The 24853-nt window shown below is 35.2% G+C and carries 14 protein-coding genes, 5 tRNA genes, 5 rRNA genes and 1 pseudogene; 12 read left to right on the top strand and 13 right to left on the bottom strand.

Features of this window, described 5'->3' with window-relative positions; all coding sequences use genetic code 11:
* Nucleotides 1-36: 36 nt before the first annotated feature.
* The 3 genes from HW119_RS14595 to HW119_RS14585 form a co-directional block, all read right to left on the bottom strand.
* Nucleotides 37-1623, bottom strand: a complete 1587-nt coding sequence (locus tag HW119_RS14595; protein WP_177766711.1) for an ABC-F family ATP-binding cassette domain-containing protein — start codon at nucleotides 1621-1623, stop codon at nucleotides 37-39.
* A 246-nt stretch (nucleotides 1624-1869) separates the two neighbouring features.
* A complete protein-coding gene (locus HW119_RS14590) occupies nucleotides 1870-2943 on the bottom strand; it encodes a two-component regulator propeller domain-containing protein (protein WP_177765631.1) in 1074 nt (357 codons plus the stop codon).
* 186 nt (nucleotides 2944-3129) lie between these two features.
* Nucleotides 3130-3591, bottom strand: coding sequence for a hypothetical protein (locus HW119_RS14585; RefSeq protein WP_177765629.1), 462 nt, complete (start codon nucleotides 3589-3591; stop codon nucleotides 3130-3132).
* 329 nt (nucleotides 3592-3920) lie between these two features.
* Here HW119_RS14585 and HW119_RS14580 point away from each other — a divergent pair, with 329 nt between their 5' ends.
* Nucleotides 3921-4457 carry a DUF4240 domain-containing protein gene (locus HW119_RS14580; protein ID WP_177765627.1) on the top strand — a complete coding sequence of 179 codons (537 nt, stop codon included), beginning with the start codon at nucleotides 3921-3923 and terminating at the stop codon, nucleotides 4455-4457.
* A gap of 57 nt (nucleotides 4458-4514) precedes the next feature.
* Here the strand turns inward: HW119_RS14580 and HW119_RS14575 are convergent, their stop codons facing one another.
* Complete coding sequence (locus HW119_RS14575) at nucleotides 4515-6962, bottom strand: tetratricopeptide repeat protein (RefSeq protein ID WP_177765625.1); 2448 nt, start codon at nucleotides 6960-6962, stop codon at nucleotides 4515-4517.
* Between the two features lie 161 nt (nucleotides 6963-7123).
* On the opposite strand from HW119_RS14575, the gene HW119_RS14570 reads away from it, so the two are divergent.
* The gene (locus HW119_RS14570; protein WP_177765622.1) at nucleotides 7124-7615 is read left to right on the top strand and encodes a DinB family protein; all 492 of its coding nucleotides are present in this window, start codon (nucleotides 7124-7126) and stop codon (nucleotides 7613-7615) included.
* Nucleotides 7616-7743: 128 nt separating this feature from the next.
* Here HW119_RS14570 and HW119_RS14565 read toward each other — a convergent pair whose 3' ends face one another.
* The 9 genes and pseudogenes from HW119_RS14565 to HW119_RS16960 all read right to left on the bottom strand — a co-directional run.
* The gene (locus HW119_RS14565; RefSeq protein WP_177765619.1) at nucleotides 7744-8283 is read right to left on the bottom strand and encodes a hypothetical protein; all 540 of its coding nucleotides are present in this window, start codon (nucleotides 8281-8283) and stop codon (nucleotides 7744-7746) included.
* A 66-nt stretch (nucleotides 8284-8349) separates the two neighbouring features.
* The gene (locus HW119_RS14560) at nucleotides 8350-8943 is read right to left on the bottom strand and encodes a hypothetical protein (protein WP_177765617.1); all 594 of its coding nucleotides are present in this window, start codon (nucleotides 8941-8943) and stop codon (nucleotides 8350-8352) included.
* A 223-nt stretch (nucleotides 8944-9166) separates the two neighbouring features.
* Nucleotides 9167-9559, bottom strand: a complete 393-nt coding sequence (locus HW119_RS14555) for a hypothetical protein (RefSeq protein ID WP_177765615.1) — start codon at nucleotides 9557-9559, stop codon at nucleotides 9167-9169.
* A 165-nt stretch (nucleotides 9560-9724) separates the two neighbouring features.
* Nucleotides 9725-10477: a hypothetical protein gene (locus HW119_RS14550; protein WP_177765613.1), complete on the bottom strand. Its 753-nt coding sequence runs from the start codon at nucleotides 10475-10477 to the stop codon at nucleotides 9725-9727.
* Nucleotides 10478-10583: 106 nt separating this feature from the next.
* Nucleotides 10584-10910, bottom strand: coding sequence for a hypothetical protein (locus tag HW119_RS14545; protein WP_177765610.1), 327 nt, complete (start codon nucleotides 10908-10910; stop codon nucleotides 10584-10586).
* Nucleotides 10911-10930: 20 nt separating this feature from the next.
* Nucleotides 10931-11635, bottom strand: coding sequence for a hypothetical protein (locus tag HW119_RS14540; protein WP_177765608.1), 705 nt, complete (start codon nucleotides 11633-11635; stop codon nucleotides 10931-10933).
* Between the two features lie 34 nt (nucleotides 11636-11669).
* Entirely contained in the window at nucleotides 11670-12224 is a 555-nt protein-coding gene (locus HW119_RS14535) for an SMI1/KNR4 family protein (RefSeq protein WP_177765606.1), read from the bottom strand.
* Nucleotides 12225-12658: 434 nt separating this feature from the next.
* A complete protein-coding gene (locus HW119_RS16790) occupies nucleotides 12659-12970 on the bottom strand; it encodes a hypothetical protein (protein WP_255497930.1) in 312 nt (103 codons plus the stop codon).
* A gap of 11 nt (nucleotides 12971-12981) precedes the next feature.
* Nucleotides 12982-13224, bottom strand: a pseudogene (locus HW119_RS16960) (hypothetical protein); the annotation flags it as partial.
* A gap of 1088 nt (nucleotides 13225-14312) precedes the next feature.
* On the opposite strand from HW119_RS16960, the gene HW119_RS14525 reads away from it, so the two are divergent.
* The 10 genes from HW119_RS14525 (at nucleotide 14313) to HW119_RS14480 (ending at nucleotide 24803) form a co-directional block, all read left to right on the top strand.
* Nucleotides 14313-15828 (top strand): 16S ribosomal RNA (locus tag HW119_RS14525).
* A 59-nt stretch (nucleotides 15829-15887) separates the two neighbouring features.
* Nucleotides 15888-15961 (top strand) — tRNA-Ile (locus HW119_RS14520).
* Between the two features lie 121 nt (nucleotides 15962-16082).
* Nucleotides 16083-16159 (top strand) — tRNA-Ala (locus tag HW119_RS14515).
* Nucleotides 16160-16386: 227 nt separating this feature from the next.
* Nucleotides 16387-19270: ribosomal RNA gene (locus HW119_RS14510) — 23S ribosomal RNA — on the top strand.
* Between the two features lie 141 nt (nucleotides 19271-19411).
* Nucleotides 19412-19523, top strand: a 5S ribosomal RNA gene (gene rrf, locus HW119_RS14505).
* Between the two features lie 37 nt (nucleotides 19524-19560).
* Nucleotides 19561-19635 (top strand) — tRNA-Val (locus tag HW119_RS14500).
* Between the two features lie 210 nt (nucleotides 19636-19845).
* Nucleotides 19846-21361, top strand: a 16S ribosomal RNA gene (locus tag HW119_RS14495).
* Nucleotides 21362-21420: 59 nt separating this feature from the next.
* Nucleotides 21421-21494: transfer RNA gene (locus tag HW119_RS14490), tRNA-Ile, on the top strand.
* Between the two features lie 121 nt (nucleotides 21495-21615).
* Nucleotides 21616-21692, top strand: a tRNA-Ala gene (locus tag HW119_RS14485).
* 227 nt (nucleotides 21693-21919) lie between these two features.
* Nucleotides 21920-24803: ribosomal RNA gene (locus HW119_RS14480) — 23S ribosomal RNA — on the top strand.
* Together the 16S, 23S and 5S rRNA genes with 5 tRNA genes alongside form the textbook arrangement of a ribosomal RNA operon.
* Nucleotides 24804-24853 lie beyond the last annotated feature (50 nt).

Below are 24853 nucleotides of genomic sequence, written 5' to 3'. Positions count from 1 at the left end.
ATGAAACCACCAACCTTTGCTCCTAATTGTTTATAATTAAAGAACAATCGCTCCCTCAATCTTTATTTGTTCCAAAAATGTTTCATCGTGCGATACAACAATCAATGTTCCTTGATATTCGTTGATGGCAGTTGTTAAAATTTCTACATTCTGAATATCCAAATTATTAGTTGGTTCGTCCAAAATAATAATGTCAGGCGATTTACTATTAATCATCAAACAGCAAAGTAACAAACGCATTCTTTCGCAGCCACTCAACGCATTGCACGATTTATCCCAATCGTCTTTTGAAAACAAAAAGCGGTTGAGTCTGATTTTAATTTCGTGTTCTGGCATTGCCGTAATATTAAATTGTTGCGCTTGTGCATAAACACTCAATTTATTGTCGAGCAAAGAATAATCTTGGTCAATATAAACCGTTTTGTTATCTGCCTTGTAAATTGTTCCTATTGGAGTTTCAATATCACCTAAAATAAGCTTGATTAAAGTTGTTTTTCCAGCACCATTTTTTCCTTTCAAAGCCATTCTTTCGCCACTTGCAATTTCAAAATTCAAATGATTGTTCCAAAGAAGTTTTGTATCGTAAGCAAAATTAAGATTGGTTGCCCTAAACAAAACTTTTCCTTTATGCAAGGCAGAGTTATCAAATCCAAATTTCATTTTATCAATATCGGGTAGGGAAGTGCGAAGCTCGTGCAAGTCTTGCGTTATGCCACCGATTTTTTCTGCATGAACACTTTTTAATTTGGAACTGCTATTTTCAGCATTGTTTCGCAAGGTGTTCATCATTATGCGTGCAACACCCGATTTTTCTTGTTTACCTTTTCCGCGACTGTCTAACTTTTGTTGTCGTTCTATAGTTTCGCGCTCTTTTTCTTTCGCTTTTCGCAAGGCTTTTTCTTTACTTTGAATATCTTGAGTTAAGGCATTATTTTCAATTTGCTTTTGTTTCTTATAAAAATCGTAATTGCCGCCGTACACTTTAATTCCGTGTTTATTTAACTCACAAACGCTGTTCAATAAATTGAGCAATTTTCTGTCGTGACTTACAACAATCAAGGTGCTTTTAGTATTTTGAACAAATTGATATAAGATTTCTCTACTTGCAATATCCAAATGATTGCTCGGTTCGTCTAACAAAATTAATTCGGGTTGATGAATAGAAATTCCCGCCAAAAATACTTTTGTTTTCTGTCCACCACTTAAGGTTTCCATTTTTAGCGATAAGTCCAAATCATCTAATTGCCAATAGTTCAAGGCTTCTTTGCAACGCTCTTCGATGGTCCAATCATCATTCAGTAAATTGAAATTTTCTTCGCTTGTATTTCCGTTTAAAATCTCTTTCAAAGCATTCAATTTGTCTTCAATTCGCAATGCTTGCGCAATGGTTAAATGATTGAATTGTCCAAAAATTTGTGGAACATAATACGGCTTGCTTTCAATGTTTAATAAACCGTTTGAAGCTTGTAATTCTTGAGCGATAATTTTGAGCAAAGTAGATTTTCCTACTCCGTTGTTGCCGATTAATGCAGTCTTTTCGCGATTGTTTACTGTTAAATTGATGTCGCTAAACAGTAAATCTTTGTTTTGATGTATATATGAAATGTTTTGTAAAATAACCATAATTTCTTTCTTAAAAGATGAAACAATTAACAACACGCTTCCAATTTTGGTTGCTGTTCTGAATTTGTCTGAAAGAAATTATTTTTTACATTTTATCTTGTATAGATTTTTGAGTGGTACAAATATAGTTTTTTTTGATGGGTTTGTTATGTAAAATTGAAATTATGATGATGTGTTAAATAATAAATTTATTGAAAATCAAATAGCCTTATAATTTGCCTTTTATTTATAAATTGTTTTTTGATTTTAAAAATGTTTTTCAAATGTTTTCCCATTAAATTTATAAACAGCACCTTCAGCCATTCCAAATAGCAAATTTTTGTTTTGGTCTTGGTAAATGCTCCAAATCATTTGAGAGTTTAACTTTGAATCAATTTTATAATTTGTTAACGTTTTACCGTCAAATTTCCAAGCTCCTGAATCTCTATCTCCAAACCAAATATTTCCGTATGAATCTTCTTCTATAGCAAAAACAGATTGCAATCCTGTGTTTTTATTGAATTGTTCTGATTTAGTATTAGTTTTAAATTCGTTAATAGGAATTAATTTTTTTTGTTCTTTTGAAAAATGAATTATAGAATCTCCTTTTAAAAGTATTACACCAATTCCATTATTTCCAATCCAAATTTGACCCTTTGAATCTGCTAACACACTTCTGATATGCAAATATTCATCATCTTTTAGATTTAATTTATAGTTATCAAAAATATGTACCAAATTACCATCATAGTTAAATAATGCAGCGTAGGTTGCAATCCAAATTTTACCGTTTTTATCTTTTGAAATACCAGTTACGCCATAACTATTGTAATAATCTTTATTTTTAGGTTTTGGAAAAATAAGATATTTCATATGCTCGCCGTCAAACCGATTTACACCGTCTTCTTCTCCTGCATAAAACCATAAATCTCCGTTGGTTTCATTCCAATTAAAAATTGGATTATTAAAACTTGTTGTGTAGGTTTTAATAGTTCCGTTATCATATACACTTATTCCTTTTGCTGTTTCAATCCAAATTTTACCATTTTTATCTTCCTGAACAGAACGAACTTGGTTATCAAATAGACCTTCTTTGTTTTTAAAATATTCAAATGATTTACCATCATATAAACTAAGCCCTTCATTATGACTTCCAAACCAATAATTGCCTTTACTGTCTTGAAAAATAGCACGTATTCCTGAAGTAAATTTTAAGGTATCGGTTTTTGAATTCGTTTCCAACTTTGGTTTAGTTATTTCTTGTTCAGTAGATTTCTTTTCAAAACAAGAAACGTTTAGTGACAATATAAAAATCAAGAAAATCAATTTTATTTTGTGCATTTTTGTTATTATGGATTGATAAACAGTGTTTTGTAATTTACATAAATTTAAAAAATAAAATTGAAATAATAATGTGTTGGTTTGTTTTGGCGTGATTATTTGAATTAAAAATTTAATTTCTTGTGAAGTTAAATCGAAAGTTTACTACTCAATTCATAATTTGCTAAAACTCTATTTAATGGCAGACTATATTAAAAAATCTGAATATCTATTTTCTATAGAATTTAAATCTTTTTGTAAGTTCTCAATTGTCCAATCCCATTCATCACCAGGTACCCAATTTCCACTTAAAGACATCATTAAGTTTTGCAAAAAACGTTCAAATGATTCTGAATTCAAAGAATCTTCTAATTTAAAATAATAAATTCTGTCATATAAAGTTCTGCATTCTAATTTATTATTTATCCATTTATTTATGAGTAAAACTAATTTCTCGTTTTTTGATAATTTTTCTTTTTCAGTAATACCGAAAGCTGGATATAAATATGGTAATATGTCTGACCTCGTAGGTTTATACAAATTAATTATCTTAATCATAAAATCATTCTTTTCAATTGATTCAATACTATTGATTAATTCATTAGGTAAATTTTCTGGGTAAATTTCTCCAATTTCAAATTCGACAAATATCTGTTTTAAAGTCTTCATTTTTTAACTTGTTATTAATGTGGCTAAGCTTGTTGTATGTGACCAAAATTTAAAGCCCAATCTTTATGATTAACCAAAACTATGTATCGTTTTTTTGTTTTAAATTTAATGAATAAAATAGAGATAGGCGAGTAGAAAAAAAATCATTTGAAAAGTTTATTTATTTATGCTATGACTAGATTTATTTTGCAAATAGTTTTTTTTATTGAATCAATATTTAAGTATTAATTTTTTTAGTTTATAAATTTTTGCTATAGGTATGATTTATAAGTTTTTGAAATGTTAAAATTGTATTATATTTAGTTAATAAATACTAACTCTTATTAAAGATGAATTTAAATGCAAAAGATTATATTTCAGAGCAAGAATTTTGGAATATTATTGAACAATCAGAAAAAGGTAAAAATTTAGAACATATTTTGATGCCAATTACAAGACAAGAAATCATTGGTTATGTTTATTGGTGGATTTATTTCAATAAAATTTCATATCGTCAAGATTTATGGGCAGTTGCCTATACTGTTTTAGGAGGTTGTAGTGATGATGGATTTGATTATTTTAGATTTTGGCTAGTTGCCAGAGGAAAAGAAGTTTTTTACGAAGCATTGGAAAATGCCGATTCGTTATGTAATGAATTTTTAAATTTATCCGATGACGAATATCCAGAAGCAGAAGATTTTGATTATGCTTATATCAATGTTTTTAATCAACGATTTGGTGAAGATTCTTTTTATTCAGATGAAGAATGCGATTTTGATTATACTCGTCCAGAAATTGTTTTTACTTGGAATGAAGATGATGAAGAAAGCATTCGTAATATTATTCCAAAAACATTTGATAAATGGTGGGGAAATGACATTTTCTAAACATTATAAGAAAGTCCAATTAAATTAAAAATTGGACTTTTTTTGTTTTTAAAAAAACTATTTAGCAATTGCTTCGTTCCAAATGGTTACAATTTTTGGAGAATAAAAATAACCTTCTTTTGATAAATCTTGTAGTAAGTTTTGATTTACTTTGTAATTTTTAAATTTCTTTTCGATAATTTTAGTGTACTTTTTTACACTGGAATTATCTCTTAATAAATAATTTGTAAGAATCAATCCAATAACTGTATCAATTTCATTTTCATTTAAATTGAATGCTTTTTCAAAATTAATCAAAGCTTCATCAGGTTTGCCAATTTCTAAAAGACAATAAGCATAATTAGAAAACGCCACATCATTTAACGAATTAAAAGCAATATATGTTTGATAGCAAGGAACAGCTTTGTCATATTTTTTCATCATTTGATAGGCTTGCGCTTTTAATAAAGACTTTTCGCTTTTTTCAATATTTAAACGATAGGCATTATTTTTTGAATTTTTTATGTCATTGTCCATCAATTCAAAACTTTTTTCAAAATAGTTTATCGCCTTTTCTGTTTCACCTTGTTTATATAAAAAATCTGCTAAATTGTAATAAGCTGTATATGAATTAGGAAATTTTTCAATCAATGATTGCATGGTTTTCATCATTTTATTTTTGTCGCCCATATCTTGATAAACAGAAGCTAAATTAAGATAAGGTTCTGAATCTAAAGTATTTTTTTCGATGGCAAGGAGATAATTTTTTTCTGCATTTTTTAAATCTTTTTTTCGTAAAAAATAAAAATTACCTAAATTGTAATAGGCACTTGATTCTTCTGAATTTACATTAATAGCTTTTTTCAAGGTTTCAATAGCCATATTCACTTGATTGTTATCAGCATATGTGATTCCTAAATTAACAAGTAATTTGTAGCTTTTTGGATAGTTTTTAATTCCTTTTTCTGCGATTTCTAAAGCTTTTTGGTATTGATTGGAATTAGATAAAAACGAAACGTAATCTATATAAAATTGTTCAATAGAAAGATTACTTTCTTCAGCTAAATTGAAATATTGTTGTGCTTGATTGTCATCATTTAATTGCATATACATTTTTGCAAGTACATAATATGCTGTTGTTTGCTCTGGATTTAATCTTACAGCTTCTAAATAATCGTCTTTGGCTTCTTTATATTTTTGTAAATTTTTATAAGAATTTCCTCTATTATGATATAAAATTGCATATTTCGGATTTTTAATAATTCCTTTTGTATACATTTCAAGCGCTTTTTCTTCATCATCAAGTTCAGTATAACAAATACCCAGTTGATTATAAGCTTCAACAAATTCTGGATTACTTTCGATTGCCTTTTCTAAATAAGGAATTGCAGTTTTATAATCTTTTCTTTTCATGGCATCATAACCTTGATTATAAAAAGGAACATGTGTTTCAAAACCATTTTCAATAGCTTTTTTATATGCTAAATCAGATTCTTCTTTTCTACCTAAATCTTTATATAAAAGCGCTAAATTGTTATATACTTGTTTGTTTTCTGGATTGAGTTCAATGGCTTTATTAAAACTTTTTAAGGCGTCATCATATTTTTTTAAACCCTTGTATGCACTACCTAAATTTTGATAAAAATCAGAATCTTCAAAACCATACTTTTGTGCAAGTTTGAAATCTTTTAAGGCTTCGTCATATTTATCCATATCTAAATAAACGCTACCTCGATTGTAGTAAATCAATCCATCTTTTGGACTTAACGAAATAGCTTTGTTGTAATCTAAAAGCGCATTTGTATTATCTTTTTTATCGCTATATATATTTGCTCTATTGCTATAATATCCAGCAAAATTAGGATTTATATCAATCGATTTGTTTAATAATTCAAGTGCTTTTTCTTTGTTATTTGTATAATAATATGCTAATGATCCATAAAAATGAATATCGGCTTCAAATTGTTCATTGTCTTTCATAATTTGAGAATATTCTTCCATCGAATCGAAGTATGTTTGATAAACACGAATTGCTGTATCGAATTTCCGTTCATCAATTAGAGTAGTTAAAAAATTATTATAATAACGCGCATTTAGTTTTTCAAATTGCAACATTTTCTCATATGCTAGAAGTGCTTCATCGTTCTTTCCTAAAAAACTTAATGAATTTGCTTTTAGGTCATACAATTGGTCATTTTCGTCATCAAGTTTTAAACCTAAATTAGCTGTTGTAATTACATTTTCATATTCTTTGAGATAAGCAAATATATAAGCTTTCAAAACATAGTTTTCAATCGATGTTGAGTCTTCATTTATAGCTTTATTAATGTTGATTAAAGCTTCTTTGTATTTTTTGTTTTTGTATAATTCAAAAGCGATTCTATAATAATCTGTATCATCATCAGTTTTTACTTCAACAGCAGCTGATTCAACTGTTACTTCTTCTGTTGTGGTTACTTGTGCTTGTGCTTGTGCTTGTGAAAATGTAGCAAATACAGAAAATAATAATAATTTGATTTTTTTCATTTTATGTTTTTGTGTTGGTTTTTTAATGTAAAAACTATTAATAATTTACATACTAAGTTAAATATTTTATTAATTGATTTGTTTTTTTAAAAGAGATAATTTGTTTTCCTTTTAAATTCATATCATAATAAATCGTATTTTTGAGAAAAACGAATTAAATCATGAGTATTCAAAATGCATTATTAGTTGAATTAGAACGTGAGAAAAATAACACCTTACGTATATTAAATAACTTGCCAAACGATAAGTTTGATTACAAACCACATCCAAAATCGATGTCTTTAGGCGAATTAACAAATCATATAGTTGAATTACATAACTGGGTTGAATTGGCTTTAGAGCGCGATACGTTTGATTTTCATACAGATTACACACCTTCAACATTAGAAACTGTTGAAGAACTAAAAGAGGCTTTAGAAGATGGTTATTTACGTAACATAACGTTAATTGAAAATTTAACAGAAGCTGATTATTTTAAAACTTGGACTTTGAAAGCTGGTGAACATGTTATTGTTTCGTTACCAAAAGCAGGTGCATTACGTTTTATAATCAACAATCATTTGATCCATCATCGTGGACAATTAAGCGTTTATATGCGTTTGTTAGATATTCCGGTTCCAGGAATTTACGGACCATCTGCTGATGATAAATAATATTTATATCTAAAGTTATAATTACAAATTCAACTTACTAACAAAATTGATTTAAAAAAAAAATTTTTTTAAGAAAATTCCGTATAAACAGTAGTAGGTTTTTCTTGCTACTGTTTTTTATTTCAAAATTAAACACGTGAGTAAACGATTGAAATCTCACAACCTAATTTTTTTCTGAATTCATCAATAAATTGTTCCGTAAAATTAGACCAATACCAAAAGGTAAACCCCAAATTACTAAATCCCCATGTTGGCACAAATGTAAAGTAATGAATATTAGATGATATATTACAAACAGGGCATTTAATACTATCTTTTTCTTTGGACCAATTATCTAAAAAACTCCAATCTTTCAAAGCAATATTCACTTTACATTTTGGACATATACACTCTTCAAGACCATATTCTCCTGCATGAAATATCTCATTTCTTAATGTAATTTCAAGTCCATTAACTATTAAATTAAAGGGTAAATCTCTTGGAAAATTGGTTACTGTCGTAGCGCCCTCCGATATTGCATACCCTTCTTCCGAACTCAAAATGCAATCTGAAAGTGTTGGCTGAACGACATCTTGATTCTGCAACCAATCTAATATTTCCTTAGCTTTTTTATGATTTTCTGGATAGTTAGATATTTTTGGCACAATTGAAATGCTGTTATCGCTCATCATGAATTATTTAAAAAATATTAACACTTACGTTAAGTATAGATTTTTAATTGGTTTAAACAATGATTATTGCCATAAAAACTTTGCGGTTTTACCTTCTTTGCAATCAAATAAAAAACCTGTCCCTCCAGCAAAATTCATTGAAGTTTCGTAAACTGGCCCTTCTTCTAATTGAGCTACAAATCGCATAGGTTTATCACAACAATCACAATTAGGTGTTTCATCGGCCTGCATCCACATAGGTTCTCCAAATAAATGTCCTAATAAAGTTCTAGGACCACCATCCCAATTATCATAAGCAACATCGTAACTTGCACAATCTTGTTCAACAATATTGACTCCATATTCAGTCGTTCGAAGTGCCACATCTGAATTATTTGGAAAAACAAATTCAACAGCACTATCATCAATAATAATTGCTTTATTTCCGCCAGCATTAGCATCCCAATCTTCGCACATGCCCGGATTACTTTGGCATTGAAAAATTAATTCGTAGCCCAAATCTGTTTTAATTTTACCTTGAAATTGCATTTCCTTTTGGCAATATTTACAAATTGGCCATTCAAAACTTGTATTAACTAATTTTACTGGATTACCTCCAAAACTTGTTTCAGTTAATAGATTCGTTTTATTTGCATCATAAACTATTAGCTTCATCATATTATCTTATATTTATTGTTAATCATTGAATTTTTACATGAATACATTGTATTTTATACCTAAATAATTTTTAGTATAGTTAACTATGTTAGAATAAATAGATTTGATTAAATGGATATTGTCATTTAAAAAAGGAGTTAAATTTTTAGCACTTGCTTTGATTTTTACAAAGAGTGAATTTGGTTCAGATCTAAAATTTTACTTTTTGAATAGTTAATAATTTTTACCAAATTTTGGCTATAGGTAAATAATAAAAAGTTGTATCGACCTCTTCCTGCCATGGTGCTTGATGAAAACACCAATATTCAGGGATATTATCAAACCATCGGACTCTATCTTTACTTCCCCATTGATAGCTAACGTTATAATCAACATCATTACTAGTAATAGTACCAAATATAACTGGTGTACTACCACCAGAAACGCCATTAGTATATTGAACAGCTTTTTCTAATTTTAATGAAGTACCTTTGGGGATTTCAATAATTTGTTCTACATCATCTGATTCTATTAATCGATGAAGATATTCCCAATCTGGATGTCTATTGTCCATTAAAATATATGGATAGTTTTTATCTTCCATACTGTTATATGTTTTATATTTAAACAACTTCATATTATTGTTTAATATTACCGTTTTACCTACCCATTCTTTAAAAGGGGCATATTTATTAAGGCTCGTCGTTTTTGTTTTAACTGTTTGATAAAGCCAAAAAATAAAAAGTACTATTACAGAAAATACGACTATTCCAATTATTTTACCTACTGACATAAATTACTATTATTTGTTGTTTTTTATCGTTTCAAGAATTTTCTTCAAATACATATGAATATATGGGCTGATATAAACAAATTCCCCATCTTTCATGACAATGCTTCTCTCTTTCCATTTAGATGTTTGGTCTAATATCAGGATTTCACAAAAATCGGAAACTTTTAATTCTGAATGATTCCCAGTTCCCCCAAGTACACCAGGGTGTATAGGATTGAGATAAACATAAAAATCACCTATTGGATAGAATGGATTATCACTATACATTTGTCGGTACGTGTTGGTTTGTCCTTGATCCAAAATGAATTTCACAATGGTTTCAAAACCTTCCTTTGTTAGTTCTGTATTATTCTCGGCTTCACTACCTAAAGAATCCAATTGTATAGATATTATTTCGGATCGATTTATCAAATGATTATTATAATCGAACTTAATGCCCTCGTTTGTGATATACGTTTCTTTCGATTTATCGGGTTGAATTACAATGTTATATTTTTCTCCCGGAATAAAGTTAAAATCAAAATTAGATTCTAATTGATATATAGCATTAGGTTCAAATTCTATATTCTTTACTTTAATACTTTCAGATAAATCTCTGTCAACTTTAAATCCGGTTATCAATCTTGAGCGTGTTTTGTTTTTATTGTAATACTGCGCTGGACCCGTTTCTTTATAAAAAGTACCAATAAAAGTAATTCTAATTTCTTCGTATTTATCCATAGTTTTATTATTCAACGAATCATGAGCGATCTGAGCAAACATTTTTTGATGTATGCTAAGGTTAATAATTATATAAATGAATATATAGCGCATAATTATTGAATTTTAAATTTCCTTTTGTTTTTTTAATTCGTTTTTGATTTTTCATTTATTTTTTAGGAATAAAGAAAAGCATGATAAAGATTACGAATTGAATAATGAATAAAGCTAATCCGATTGCAATTGTTTTTCCAGCTATTTGTGATAGCTTTTGATCATGCTCTCTGTTGATTTCTACTTCTTGTATAAGCTTTTCTTTCTCACATTCAGAAATATCTATTCTTTCTTTAATTTCTTCGATTTTTGCATGATGAATATTGATAGATTTGAACGACTCTTTTGTAGGAATTAAAATTATATTAATATGATTTTTTAACAGCAAAAAAATTATAATCAATGTTGATAGGCTAAGCAATATTAATATTATTTTATTCATAAATATTTTTTAATGATTATTTACATTTTTTGATTATAGTATTCTATAATCCAATTTTTTGTAGCAGATTTAATTTCTTTTTTTAGAGCTTTTCGTACTTCTTTTTCTAATTTCTTTTGCTCAAGTCCTAGTACAAAATTAGCATTGAAATTTCGTTCTATTAATCCCATATAATCTTTAAGTGCTTCTTTTTCAAATTCAGTTTTAGGTTCTTTGTATATAAAATCCATTCCTATATGTCGACCATTAAAATACTCCTCAAAATAAATTTCATTCTTTTCAATATCTTCATAATCATCAGAGAAAATATTATCTTCAATAAAAATTTTACTATCTAATTTTACAAAGTTTCCATTTTTATCTATTGTATAAACATCTTTTTTGAAGCCATAACGCTGAAACGTGACATTTGTTTGATTTGCCCAATAACTATAAATAACAATAGTATTTTTAATTATTTTATGTTTTCTTATTTCTAATAATCTAATACCACATTCATCATCATGCACTAATGAACTATGTTCTAAAACAGGTTTATCATTTACACTTATAATAAGTATAGTATCGGTACCATTACGTTCAAATTTTCCAGGGAAAAGATCATAATGATCTACACTATTTAATGTATTGAAAGTAACTTCATATCCATTTATTTTTACTTTCTCTACTTGCCCATAAAGAAATATTGGCAGAAAGTAAATAACGAAGATTACAAATTTTTGCATAATTTGTTAGATAAATATTTAAGAAAGACTTTTCTTATTCGATAATAAATTTTTTTGGAAAGTTGTCAATGTTTTCAATATCAAAATATTGATCTGTAACTTGAAATCGATTTTTTTCATACATTTCGATTATTTTTTCAAGAAACATTTCAAGTGTTGGAGCAATTACATTACGGTCATTATCAACATGCCAATATTCAATCAACTGACCTTGCTGTTCAGTAAAAATACCTTTTAAGTCATAGCATATACTGTCACCACCACCGTTTTGAAAAATTGGAATCCAATTTTCATTCCACCAATTTTCGATTTCAAAATCAAAACCAATCATTTCTGTTAGTTCAGAAGCGTCAAATAGCGCCTGTTCTAAAGGGATAAAACAAGAATTATTTACAAATGCTTTATGACAATTTGAATTTTGTCCATTTTTCCATTTATATAAAGTGCGTAAATCTTTAGGGATTACAATTTTATAATATTCTTCGAGTTTATTTAACTGCGAATCATTTAATGGTGCGTTTAATTCTGAATAATATTCAGGTCTTGTTTTTAATAAACATTTTTCTAATTTTTGAATTTTTTCATTCATTTTTTAGTGATTTGGTAGTTAGTTTATTTTAGAGCATTGAATTTTAATGCGTTATTTTAATATGTAATTAAAAGTTGTATTTTCGAATTCAAAACAGTTAAATTTATTTTTGACCTTAAAATTAATGAATTTAATTTAAATAGATTAGTTTTATGAAATGATTGAGTTAAATATTTATGTTAAAATATTGTAAATAAATATTATTTTAAGTTTTTTATTATTCCGTTAATTTGATTCAAATGTCTAATTGTGTGATTAATGAAAAACTGAAAAGTGTCACCTAGTTTTAACTTTATTAAACTAGAAATTGAAATATCTATTCTTACCTTATTCAAGCTTACATTTTTTGAGTTGTTTAGCAATTTTAAAAGTTGGATTTGTTGTTGAATGAATTTATAAATAACGTTTTTGTCGAGTTTGCTGTTTAAAGTATCTTAGTCTTTAAAAGTTCTCATCTTGTTTAGCTTTTCTTTTGGTAACATAATTTTAGAAAAATAGCTACCAAAAATCCCACTTATAAATTCTGTCTCAAATTTAGAATTAGAGTTTTTGCTTTTACTTTCTATTTGTGGTAAATAAAAATCACCGTACAAATTTAAATGTTCTAAGCATTCTAAAACGCTCCATGAACTTGAATTTTCTTTCCATGTCAATGTAGAAAAATCATGTTTTTTTAGCTTTTCAACTCGATTTAGATTTTGTTTTGTTGTTTCTAAAAGAGATTGTATTAATATTTCTGACTGCATAATTTGAAGTTTTATGCTAAGTTCTGAAAAGTTACTTTTTTAAATCTTGATTGTAGTCTAGATTTTTTTAATCTTGATAAAGTTTCTGCACTCATACGTAAATAATTAGCAATATGTCGATTTGGAATTTCTTAAAAAAGTTTAGAGCTTCGATTTAAAACACGTTGATATCTTTCTTTTGGTGAATTTGTCAAGATGTCAATTTCTCTTTGCATTTGCTGTACGACTAAATTCTCTAAAATAGTAGTCCATAAAATTCTATTGTTATTTCTTTTTCAGAAAGTTGAATAATTTTTTCCATTTTATTATTTTTTGAAAATGATTAATAATCAAGATAAATATTTTATATAAATATATGAGTAAATTTCTTTTTAAAAGATTTGATTTTTTAGGCTTTGAAATAAACTCATCAAAAATTTCAAAAAAATTTATAATATCAATACTTGGCTGCTTAACTTTAAGAAATGTGTTTTTTAATCCGATTTAAGTTTTATTTTAAAGATGTTTTTTGTTTATTATTCCAAAATAAGATGATTTTTTTTTGATTTATTCAAATTTTCAAAATCCCCTATGTTTTTTTTAATTTGTTTGTAATTATAATTTACAATTTCTAATTCTACCTATTAACACATTTTCAAATTTCACATTCGTGTATCTATGGTAATTCAAAATTTTATTTGTCATTCCAACGATAGGAGTAATCCTCTCAATACTCAAAACTTTAGTCTGGCTACTAATTTAAATCTCCAAATCAACACATTTCCAAATTTACCTCCGTGCATCTGTGGTAAAATTAAATTTTATATTGTCATTTCGGCGACAGGAGAAATCTTTCTCAATACTCAAATCACTAGACTCATTACTAATTTTAATTTTCAAATCTCCAAATTATTGAATTTTTAATTTTAAATATTTCAATTCCAGTCAACTAAAAAATAATCAAAAAATAACTTCAAAAAAGCTTGTTTGGCATAGAAAGAAGGCGGTATATTTGCACCGTTGAAAAACAGAAGTTCATACAAATCACTAAAAACAAATTTAAAAATTAACAAAAATAAATTTGGAAGATAAGGATTAAAGGTTGTAGTTTTGCAATCCGATTCTGAAACAAGAAACGACGCAGAAGTTCTTTAAACGTTGAAAAATCTTTCAAAAATATTATCAAAATAAATTTGCGAGATTCAAAAAGAGTTTCTACTTTTGCAACCGCTTAGAAGATAAGCGAACAATAGAGAAGACAAGTTCATAGACATATTGGATTAACAGAGAATTAAAGAGTAAGGTTATTCTTTTAGAGATAAAAGAAAATCTTGAACGAACATCAAAAAATATTAAAAATTATACGATGAAGAGTTTGATCCTGGCTCAGGATGAACGCTAGCGGCAGGCCTAACACATGCAAGTCGAGGGGTAGGCATCTTCGGATGTTGAGACCGGCGCACGGGTGCGTAACGCGTATGCAATCTACCTTTTACTAAGGGATAGCCCAGAGAAATTTGGATTAATACCTTATGGTATTACGAATTGGCATCGATTTGTAATTAAAGATTTATTGGTAAAAGATGAGCATGCGTCCCATTAGTTAGTTGGTAAGGTAACGGCTTACCAAGACGATGATGGGTAGGGGTCCTGAGAGGGAGATCCCCCACACTGGTACTGAGACACGGACCAGACTCCTACGGGAGGCAGCAGTGAGGAATATTGGTCAATGGAGGCAACTCTGAACCAGCCATGCCGCGTGCAGGATGACGGTCCTATGGATTGTAAACTGCTTTTGTACAGGAAGAAAAAGTACCACGTGTGGTATATTGACGGTACTGTAAGAATAAGGATCGGCTAACTCCGTGCCAGCAGCCGCGGTAATACGGAGGATCCAAGCGTTATCCGGAATCATTGGGTTTAAAGGGTCCGTAGGCGGCTTTATAAGTCAGTGGTGAAAGTTTGCAGCTTAACTGTAAAATTGCCATTGATACTGTAGAGCTTGAATTTTTGTGAAGTAACTAGAATATGTAGTGTAGCGGTGAAATGCTTAGATATTACATGGAATACCAATTGCGAAGGCAGGTTACTAACAAACAATTGACGCTGATGGACGAAAGCGTGGGTAGCGAACAGGATTAGATACCCTGGTAGTCCACGCCGTAAACGATGGATACTAGTTGTTTGGCTGCAAGGCTGAGTGACTAAGCGAAAGTGATAAGTATCCCACCTGGGGAGTACGAACGCAAGTTTGAAACTCAAAGGAATTGACGGGGGCCCGCACAAGCGGTGGAGCATGTGGTTTAATTCGATGATACGCGAGGAACCTTACCAGGGCTTAAATGTAGATTGACGTATTTGGAAACAGATATTTCTTCGGACAATTTACAAGGTGCTGCATGGTTGTCGTCAGCTCGTGCCGTGAGGTGTCAGGTTAAGTCCTATAACGAGCGCAACCCCTGTTGTTAGTTGCCAGCGAGTCATGTCGGGAACTCTAGCAAGACTGCCAGTGTAAACTGTGAGGAAGGTGGGGATGACGTCAAATCATCACGGCCCTTACGTCCTGGGCCACACACGTGCTACAATGGCCGGTACAGAGAGCAGCCACTGGGTGACCAGGAGCGAATCTATAAAGCCGGTCACAGTTCGGATTGGAGTCTGCAACTCGACTCCATGAAGCTGGAATCGCTAGTAATCGGATATCAGCCATGATCCGGTGAATACGTTCCCGGGCCTTGTACACACCGCCCGTCAAGCCATGGAAGCTGGGGGTGCCTGAAGTCGGTGACCGCAAGGAGCTGCCTAGGGTAAAACTGGTAACTAGGGCTAAGTCGTAACAAGGTAGCCGTACCGGAAGGTGCGGCTGGAACACCTCCTTTCTAGAGATGGTTCAAGTCTCTTACTCTTTACTGTTGATTCAAAAAAAAATAAAATACAGAGTCTCGTAGCTCAGCTGGTTAGAGTACTACACTGATAATGTAGGGGTCGGCAGTTCGAGTCTGCCCGGGACTACAATTTTAATTACGAATTAGAAATTACGAATTAAAAGTATTTTATTACAAAGGAAATTTTAGAAGTTGAGAGGTTATGAATTATAACATTCGTAATTCGTAATTCACAATTAATAAAAATTGGGGGATTAGCTCAGCTGGCTAGAGCGCCTGCCTTGCACGCAGGAGGTCATCGGTTCGACTCCGATATTCTCCACCAGATGGTATCAAGATGATAGTATCAAGAATTAAGATCAAGTCTTAATGCTTTATACAAAAATCTTAATACTAATAAAAGTTCATTGACATATTGAGATACAAATTAAAAAGTAGAAAAATATTAGAAATAATATAAGCACAAAATTAGTCGAAAGACGAAAGTCAAAAAGTTAAAAGTCTTCTGACTTTAGACCTTAAGACTTTCAACTTGAAGACTGAAATAGAGCACAATAAGCAAAATAAGGGCGTATGGGGAATGCCTAGGCTCTCAGAGGCGAAGAAGGACGTGATAAGCTGCGAAAAGCTACGGGGATTGGCACACACGAATAGATCCGTAGATATCCGAATGGGGCAACCCACTATGTTGAAGACATAGTACATCGATAGATGAGCAAACCCGCTGAACTGAAACATCTAAGTAGGCGGAGGAGAAGAAAACAAAAGTGATTCCGTAAGTAGTGGCGAGCGAACGCGGATTAGCCCAAACCAATGTTGTTTCGGCAATATTGGGGTTGTAGGACCACGATATTTTAAGCAAAGCGAATTAGAATAACCTGGAAAGGTTAACCGTAGAGGGTGATAGTCCCGTATAGGTAAGCGATGTATTAGATAGTGGTATCCTGAGTAGGTCGGGGCACGTGAAACCTTGATTGAAACTGGCGGGACCATCCGCTAAGGCTAAATACTCCTGAGAGACCGATAGTGAACCAGTACCGTGAGGGAAAGGTGAAAAGAACCGTGAATAACGGAGTGAAATAGAACCTGAAACCATACGCTTACAAGCGGTCGGAGCCCATTCGTTGGGTGACGGCGTGCCTTTTGCATAATGAGCCTACGAGTTACCGTTGCTGGCGAGGATAAGTGATTCAGTCACGGATCCGAAGCGAAAGCGAGTCTGAATAGGGCGCATGAGTCAGTAATGGTAGACGCGAAACCGTGTGATCTACCCATGGACAGGTTGAAGCTGTGGTAACACACCGTGGAGGACCGAACCCGTTGACGTTGAAAAGTCTTGGGATGATCTGTGGGTAGGGGTGAAAGGCCAATCAAACTCGGAAATAGCTCGTACTCCCCGAAATGCATTTAGGTGCAGCGCTTATAGAGTTTATTAGAGGTAGAGCTACTGATTGGATGCGGGGGTTTCACCACCTACCAATTCCTGACAAACTCCGAATGCTAATAAATGCTTATAAGCAGTGAGGGCATGGGTGCTAAGGTCCATGTCCGAGAGGGAAAGAACCCAGACCATCAGCTAAGGTCCCCAAATGTATGCTAAGTTGAAAAAACGCGGTTTGTTTGCATAGACAGCTAGGATGTTGGCTTGGAAGCAGCCATTCATTTAAAGAGTGCGTAACAGCTCACTAGTCGAGCGAACGAGCATGGATAATAATCGGGCATAAGTATACTACCGAAGCTATGGATTTGACATTTAGTTGTCAAGTGGTAGGGGAGCATTCTAAACTGGGTAGAAGGTGATAGGCGACTATTGCTGGACTGTTTAGAAAAGAAAATGTAGGCATAAGTAACGATAATGCGGGCGAGAAACCCGCACACCGAAAGACTAAGGTTTCCTGAGCTATGCTAATCAGCTTAGGGTTAGTCGGGACCTAAGGCACACCCGAAGGGGGACGTCGATGGCCAACGGGTTAATATTCCCGTACTTGTTATAGTTGTGATGGAATGACGGAGTGATGAAAGCACCGCGAACTGACGGAATAGTTCGTTGAAGTACCTACCTATATCTTTAATAGTAAAATGCGTTAAGGATGGGGAAATACGATAGTACTGAGCGCCTTCGGGCAATTAGATAGTGTGCCTAAGGGCTTCCAAGAAAAGTTTCTAAACCTAGATTATAACAACCCGTACCGTAAACCGACACAGGTAGTCGAGGAGAGAATCCTAAGGTGCTCGAGAGATTCATGGCTAAGGAATTAGGCAAAATAGACCTGTAACTTCGGGAGAAAGGTCGCCAGCAGCAATGCTGGCCGCAGTGAAAAGGTCCAGGCGACTGTTTATCAAAAACACAGGGCTCTGCCAAATCGTAAGATGAAGTATAGGGCCTGACACCTGCCCGGTGCTGGAAGGTTAAGAGGAGATGTTATCTTCGGAGAAGCATTGAATTGAAGCCCCAGTAAACGGCGGCCGTAACTATAACGGTCCTAAGGTAGCGAAATTCCTTGTCGGGTAAGTTCCGACCTGCACGAATGGTGTAACGATCTGGACACTGTCTCAGCCATGAGCTCGGTGAAATTGTAGTATCGGTGAAGATGCCGATTACCCGCAGTGGGACGAAAAGACCCTGTGCACCTTTACTATAGCTTAGTATTGTTCTTGGATAAGTGATGTGTAGGATAGGTGGGAGACTTCGATCCTGCGTCGCCAGGCGTAGGTTAGTCATTGTTGAAATACCACCCTTTGCTTATTTGAGATCTAACTCGTGATACATGAGGACATTGCTTGGTGGGTAGTTTGACTGGGGTGGTCGCCTCCAAAAGAGTAACGGAGGCTTCTAAAGGTTCCCTCAGCACGCTTGGTAACCGTGCGTAGAGTGCAATGGTATAAGGGAGCTTGACTGAGAGACATACAGGTCGATCAGGTACGAAAGTAGAGCATAGTGATCCGGTGGTTCCGTATGGAAGGGCCATCGCTCAAAGGATAAAAGGTACGCCGGGGATAACAGGCTGATCTCCCCCAAGAGCTCATATCGACGGGGGGGTTTGGCACCTCGATGTCGGCTCGTCACATCCTGGGGCTGGAGAAGGTCCCAAGGGTTGGGCTGTTCGCCCATTAAAGTGGCACGCGAGCTGGGTTCAGAACGTCGTGAGACAGTTCGGTCTCTATCTACTGTGGGCGTTAGAAATTTGAGTGGATCTGATTCTAGTACGAGAGGACCGAATTGGACTAACCTCTGGTGTATCAGTTGTGCCGCCAGGTGCATCGCTGAGTAGCTACGTTGGGAAGGGATAAGCGCTGAAAGCATATAAGCGCGAAACCCACCACAAGATGAGATTTCTTTAAAGGGTCGTAGAAGATGACTACGTTGATAGGCTACAGATGTAAAGGCAGTAATGTCATAGTCGAGTAGTACTAATAGCCCGTAAGCTTATGTGCTCTAAGGAGTTGCTTATAAAGTATAGTATTAAGATTTGAGTATTAAGTATGAAGACTAAAGAAAGAATCCTCTACGAAAAAAAATGAAAAGTATCGGAAATATGTTAACAAAATATTGTTAGAGAAACCTAGCAAACCGATTTAAGGTGGTTATTGCGTCGGGGCTCACCTCTTCCCATTTCGAACAGAGAAGTTAAGCCCGATTGCGCAGATGGTACTGCATTTTAATGTGGGAGAGTATGTCGCTGCCTTTTTTTTGAAAGTCTCAATGAAAGTTGAGACTTTTTTATCGGGCGATTAGCTCAGTTGGTTCAGAGCACCTCGTTTACACCGAGGGGGTCGGGGGTTCGAATCCCTCATCGCCCACAAATACTCAGAAATCTTTCAAAAATATTTATAAAATAAATTTGCGAGATTCAAAAAGAGTTTCTACTTTTGCAACCGCTTAGAAGATGAGCGAACAAAGAGAAAATAAGTTCATAGACATATTGGATTAACAGAGAATTAAAGAGTAAGATTAATCTTTTAGAGATAAAAGATGATCTTGAACGAACATCAAAAAATATTAAAAATTATACGATGAAGAGTTTGATCCTGGCTCAGGATGAACGCTAGCGGCAGGCCTAACACATGCAAGTCGAGGGGTAGGCATCTTCGGATGTTGAGACCGGCGCACGGGTGCGTAACGCGTATGCAATCTACCTTTTACTAAGGGATAGCCCAGAGAAATTTGGATTAATACCTTATGGTATTACGAATTGGCATCGATTTGTAATTAAAGATTTATTGGTAAAAGATGAGCATGCGTCCCATTAGTTAGTTGGTAAGGTAACGGCTTACCAAGACGATGATGGGTAGGGGTCCTGAGAGGGAGATCCCCCACACTGGTACTGAGACACGGACCAGACTCCTACGGGAGGCAGCAGTGAGGAATATTGGTCAATGGAGGCAACTCTGAACCAGCCATGCCGCGTGCAGGATGACGGTCCTATGGATTGTAAACTGCTTTTGTACAGGAAGAAAAAGTACCACGTGTGGTATATTGACGGTACTGTAAGAATAAGGATCGGCTAACTCCGTGCCAGCAGCCGCGGTAATACGGAGGATCCAAGCGTTATCCGGAATCATTGGGTTTAAAGGGTCCGTAGGCGGCTTTATAAGTCAGTGGTGAAAGTTTGCAGCTTAACTGTAAAATTGCCATTGATACTGTAGAGCTTGAATTTTTGTGAAGTAACTAGAATATGTAGTGTAGCGGTGAAATGCTTAGATATTACATGGAATACCAATTGCGAAGGCAGGTTACTAACAAACAATTGACGCTGATGGACGAAAGCGTGGGTAGCGAACAGGATTAGATACCCTGGTAGTCCACGCCGTAAACGATGGATACTAGTTGTTTGGCTGCAAGGCTGAGTGACTAAGCGAAAGTGATAAGTATCCCACCTGGGGAGTACGAACGCAAGTTTGAAACTCAAAGGAATTGACGGGGGCCCGCACAAGCGGTGGAGCATGTGGTTTAATTCGATGATACGCGAGGAACCTTACCAGGGCTTAAATGTAGATTGACGTATTTGGAAACAGATATTTCTTCGGACAATTTACAAGGTGCTGCATGGTTGTCGTCAGCTCGTGCCGTGAGGTGTCAGGTTAAGTCCTATAACGAGCGCAACCCCTGTTGTTAGTTGCCAGCGAGTCATGTCGGGAACTCTAGCAAGACTGCCAGTGTAAACTGTGAGGAAGGTGGGGATGACGTCAAATCATCACGGCCCTTACGTCCTGGGCCACACACGTGCTACAATGGCCGGTACAGAGAGCAGCCACTGGGTGACCAGGAGCGAATCTATAAAGCCGGTCACAGTTCGGATTGGAGTCTGCAACTCGACTCCATGAAGCTGGAATCGCTAGTAATCGGATATCAGCCATGATCCGGTGAATACGTTCCCGGGCCTTGTACACACCGCCCGTCAAGCCATGGAAGCTGGGGGTGCCTGAAGTCGGTGACCGCAAGGAGCTGCCTAGGGTAAAACTGGTAACTAGGGCTAAGTCGTAACAAGGTAGCCGTACCGGAAGGTGCGGCTGGAACACCTCCTTTCTAGAGATGGTTCAAGTCTCTTACTCTTTACTGTTGATTCAAAAAAAAATAAAATACAGAGTCTCGTAGCTCAGCTGGTTAGAGTACTACACTGATAATGTAGGGGTCGGCAGTTCGAGTCTGCCCGGGACTACAATTTTAATTACGAATTAGAAATTACGAATTAAAAGTATTTTATTACAAAGGAAATTTTAGAAGTTGAGAGGTTATGAATTATAACATTCGTAATTCGTAATTCACAATTAATAAAAATTGGGGGATTAGCTCAGCTGGCTAGAGCGCCTGCCTTGCACGCAGGAGGTCATCGGTTCGACTCCGATATTCTCCACCAGATGGTATCAAGATGATAGTATCAAGAATTAAGATCAAGTCTTAATGCTTTATACAAAAATCTTAATACTAATAAAAGTTCATTGACATATTGAGATACAAATTAAAAAGTAGAAAAATATTAGAAATAATATAAGCACAAAATTAGTCGAAAGACGAAAGTCAAAAAGTTAAAAGTCTTCTGACTTTAGACCTTAAGACTTTCAACTTGAAGACTGAAATAGAGCACAATAAGCAAAATAAGGGCGTATGGGGAATGCCTAGGCTCTCAGAGGCGAAGAAGGACGTGATAAGCTGCGAAAAGCTACGGGGATTGGCACACACGAATAGATCCGTAGATATCCGAATGGGGCAACCCACTATGTTGAAGACATAGTACATCGATAGATGAGCAAACCCGCTGAACTGAAACATCTAAGTAGGCGGAGGAGAAGAAAACAAAAGTGATTCCGTAAGTAGTGGCGAGCGAACGCGGATTAGCCCAAACCAATGTTGTTTCGGCAATATTGGGGTTGTAGGACCACGATATTTTAAGCAAAGCGAATTAGAATAACCTGGAAAGGTTAACCGTAGAGGGTGATAGTCCCGTATAGGTAAGCGATGTATTAGATAGTGGTATCCTGAGTAGGTCGGGGCACGTGAAACCTTGATTGAAACTGGCGGGACCATCCGCTAAGGCTAAATACTCCTGAGAGACCGATAGTGAACCAGTACCGTGAGGGAAAGGTGAAAAGAACCGTGAATAACGGAGTGAAATAGAACCTGAAACCATACGCTTACAAGCGGTCGGAGCCCATTCGTTGGGTGACGGCGTGCCTTTTGCATAATGAGCCTACGAGTTACCGTTGCTGGCGAGGATAAGTGATTCAGTCACGGATCCGAAGCGAAAGCGAGTCTGAATAGGGCGCATGAGTCAGTAATGGTAGACGCGAAACCGTGTGATCTACCCATGGACAGGTTGAAGCTGTGGTAACACACCGTGGAGGACCGAACCCGTTGACGTTGAAAAGTCTTGGGATGATCTGTGGGTAGGGGTGAAAGGCCAATCAAACTCGGAAATAGCTCGTACTCCCCGAAATGCATTTAGGTGCAGCGCTTATAGAGTTTATTAGAGGTAGAGCTACTGATTGGATGCGGGGGTTTCACCACCTACCAATTCCTGACAAACTCCGAATGCTAATAAATGCTTATAAGCAGTGAGGGCATGGGTGCTAAGGTCCATGTCCGAGAGGGAAAGAACCCAGACCATCAGCTAAGGTCCCCAAATGTATGCTAAGTTGAAAAAACGCGGTTTGTTTGCATAGACAGCTAGGATGTTGGCTTGGAAGCAGCCATTCATTTAAAGAGTGCGTAACAGCTCACTAGTCGAGCGAACGAGCATGGATAATAATCGGGCATAAGTATACTACCGAAGCTATGGATTTGACATTTAGTTGTCAAGTGGTAGGGGAGCATTCTAAACTGGGTAGAAGGTGATAGGCGACTATTGCTGGACTGTTTAGAAAAGAAAATGTAGGCATAAGTAACGATAATGCGGGCGAGAAACCCGCACACCGAAAGACTAAGGTTTCCTGAGCTATGCTAATCAGCTTAGGGTTAGTCGGGACCTAAGGCACACCCGAAGGGGGACGTCGATGGCCAACGGGTTAATATTCCCGTACTTGTTATAGTTGTGATGGAATGACGGAGTGATGAAAGCACCGCGAACTGACGGAATAGTTCGTTGAAGTACCTACCTATATCTTTAATAGTAAAATGCGTTAAGGATGGGGAAATACGATAGTACTGAGCGCCTTCGGGCAATTAGATAGTGTGCCTAAGGGCTTCCAAGAAAAGTTTCTAAACCTAGATTATAACAACCCGTACCGTAAACCGACACAGGTAGTCGAGGAGAGAATCCTAAGGTGCTCGAGAGATTCATGGCTAAGGAATTAGGCAAAATAGACCTGTAACTTCGGGAGAAAGGTCGCCAGCAGCAATGCTGGCCGCAGTGAAAAGGTCCAGGCGACTGTTTATCAAAAACACAGGGCTCTGCCAAATCGTAAGATGAAGTATAGGGCCTGACACCTGCCCGGTGCTGGAAGGTTAAGAGGAGATGTTATCTTCGGAGAAGCATTGAATTGAAGCCCCAGTAAACGGCGGCCGTAACTATAACGGTCCTAAGGTAGCGAAATTCCTTGTCGGGTAAGTTCCGACCTGCACGAATGGTGTAACGATCTGGACACTGTCTCAGCCATGAGCTCGGTGAAATTGTAGTATCGGTGAAGATGCCGATTACCCGCAGTGGGACGAAAAGACCCTGTGCACCTTTACTATAGCTTAGTATTGTTCTTGGATAAGTGATGTGTAGGATAGGTGGGAGACTTCGATCCTGCGTCGCCAGGCGTAGGTTAGTCATTGTTGAAATACCACCCTTTGCTTATTTGAGATCTAACTCGTGATACATGAGGACATTGCTTGGTGGGTAGTTTGACTGGGGTGGTCGCCTCCAAAAGAGTAACGGAGGCTTCTAAAGGTTCCCTCAGCACGCTTGGTAACCGTGCGTAGAGTGCAATGGTATAAGGGAGCTTGACTGAGAGACATACAGGTCGATCAGGTACGAAAGTAGAGCATAGTGATCCGGTGGTTCCGTATGGAAGGGCCATCGCTCAAAGGATAAAAGGTACGCCGGGGATAACAGGCTGATCTCCCCCAAGAGCTCATATCGACGGGGGGGTTTGGCACCTCGATGTCGGCTCGTCACATCCTGGGGCTGGAGAAGGTCCCAAGGGTTGGGCTGTTCGCCCATTAAAGTGGCACGCGAGCTGGGTTCAGAACGTCGTGAGACAGTTCGGTCTCTATCTACTGTGGGCGTTAGAAATTTGAGTGGATCTGATTCTAGTACGAGAGGACCGAATTGGACTAACCTCTGGTGTATCAGTTGTGCCGCCAGGTGCATCGCTGAGTAGCTACGTTGGGAAGGGATAAGCGCTGAAAGCATATAAGCGCGAAACCCACCACAAGATGAGATTTCTTTAAAGGGTCGTAGAAGATGACTACGTTGATAGGCTACAGATGTAAAGGCAGTAATGTCATAGTCGAGTAGTACTAATAGCCCGTAAGCTTATGTGCTCTAAGGAGTTGCTTATAAAGTATAGTATTAAGATTTGAGTATTAAGTATG

The organism is Flavobacterium sp. I3-2 (assembly GCF_013389595.1).
In the GTDB taxonomy this organism is placed as follows: domain Bacteria; phylum Bacteroidota; class Bacteroidia; order Flavobacteriales; family Flavobacteriaceae; genus Flavobacterium.
This window is presented reverse-complemented; position numbering and strand designations above follow the sequence as displayed.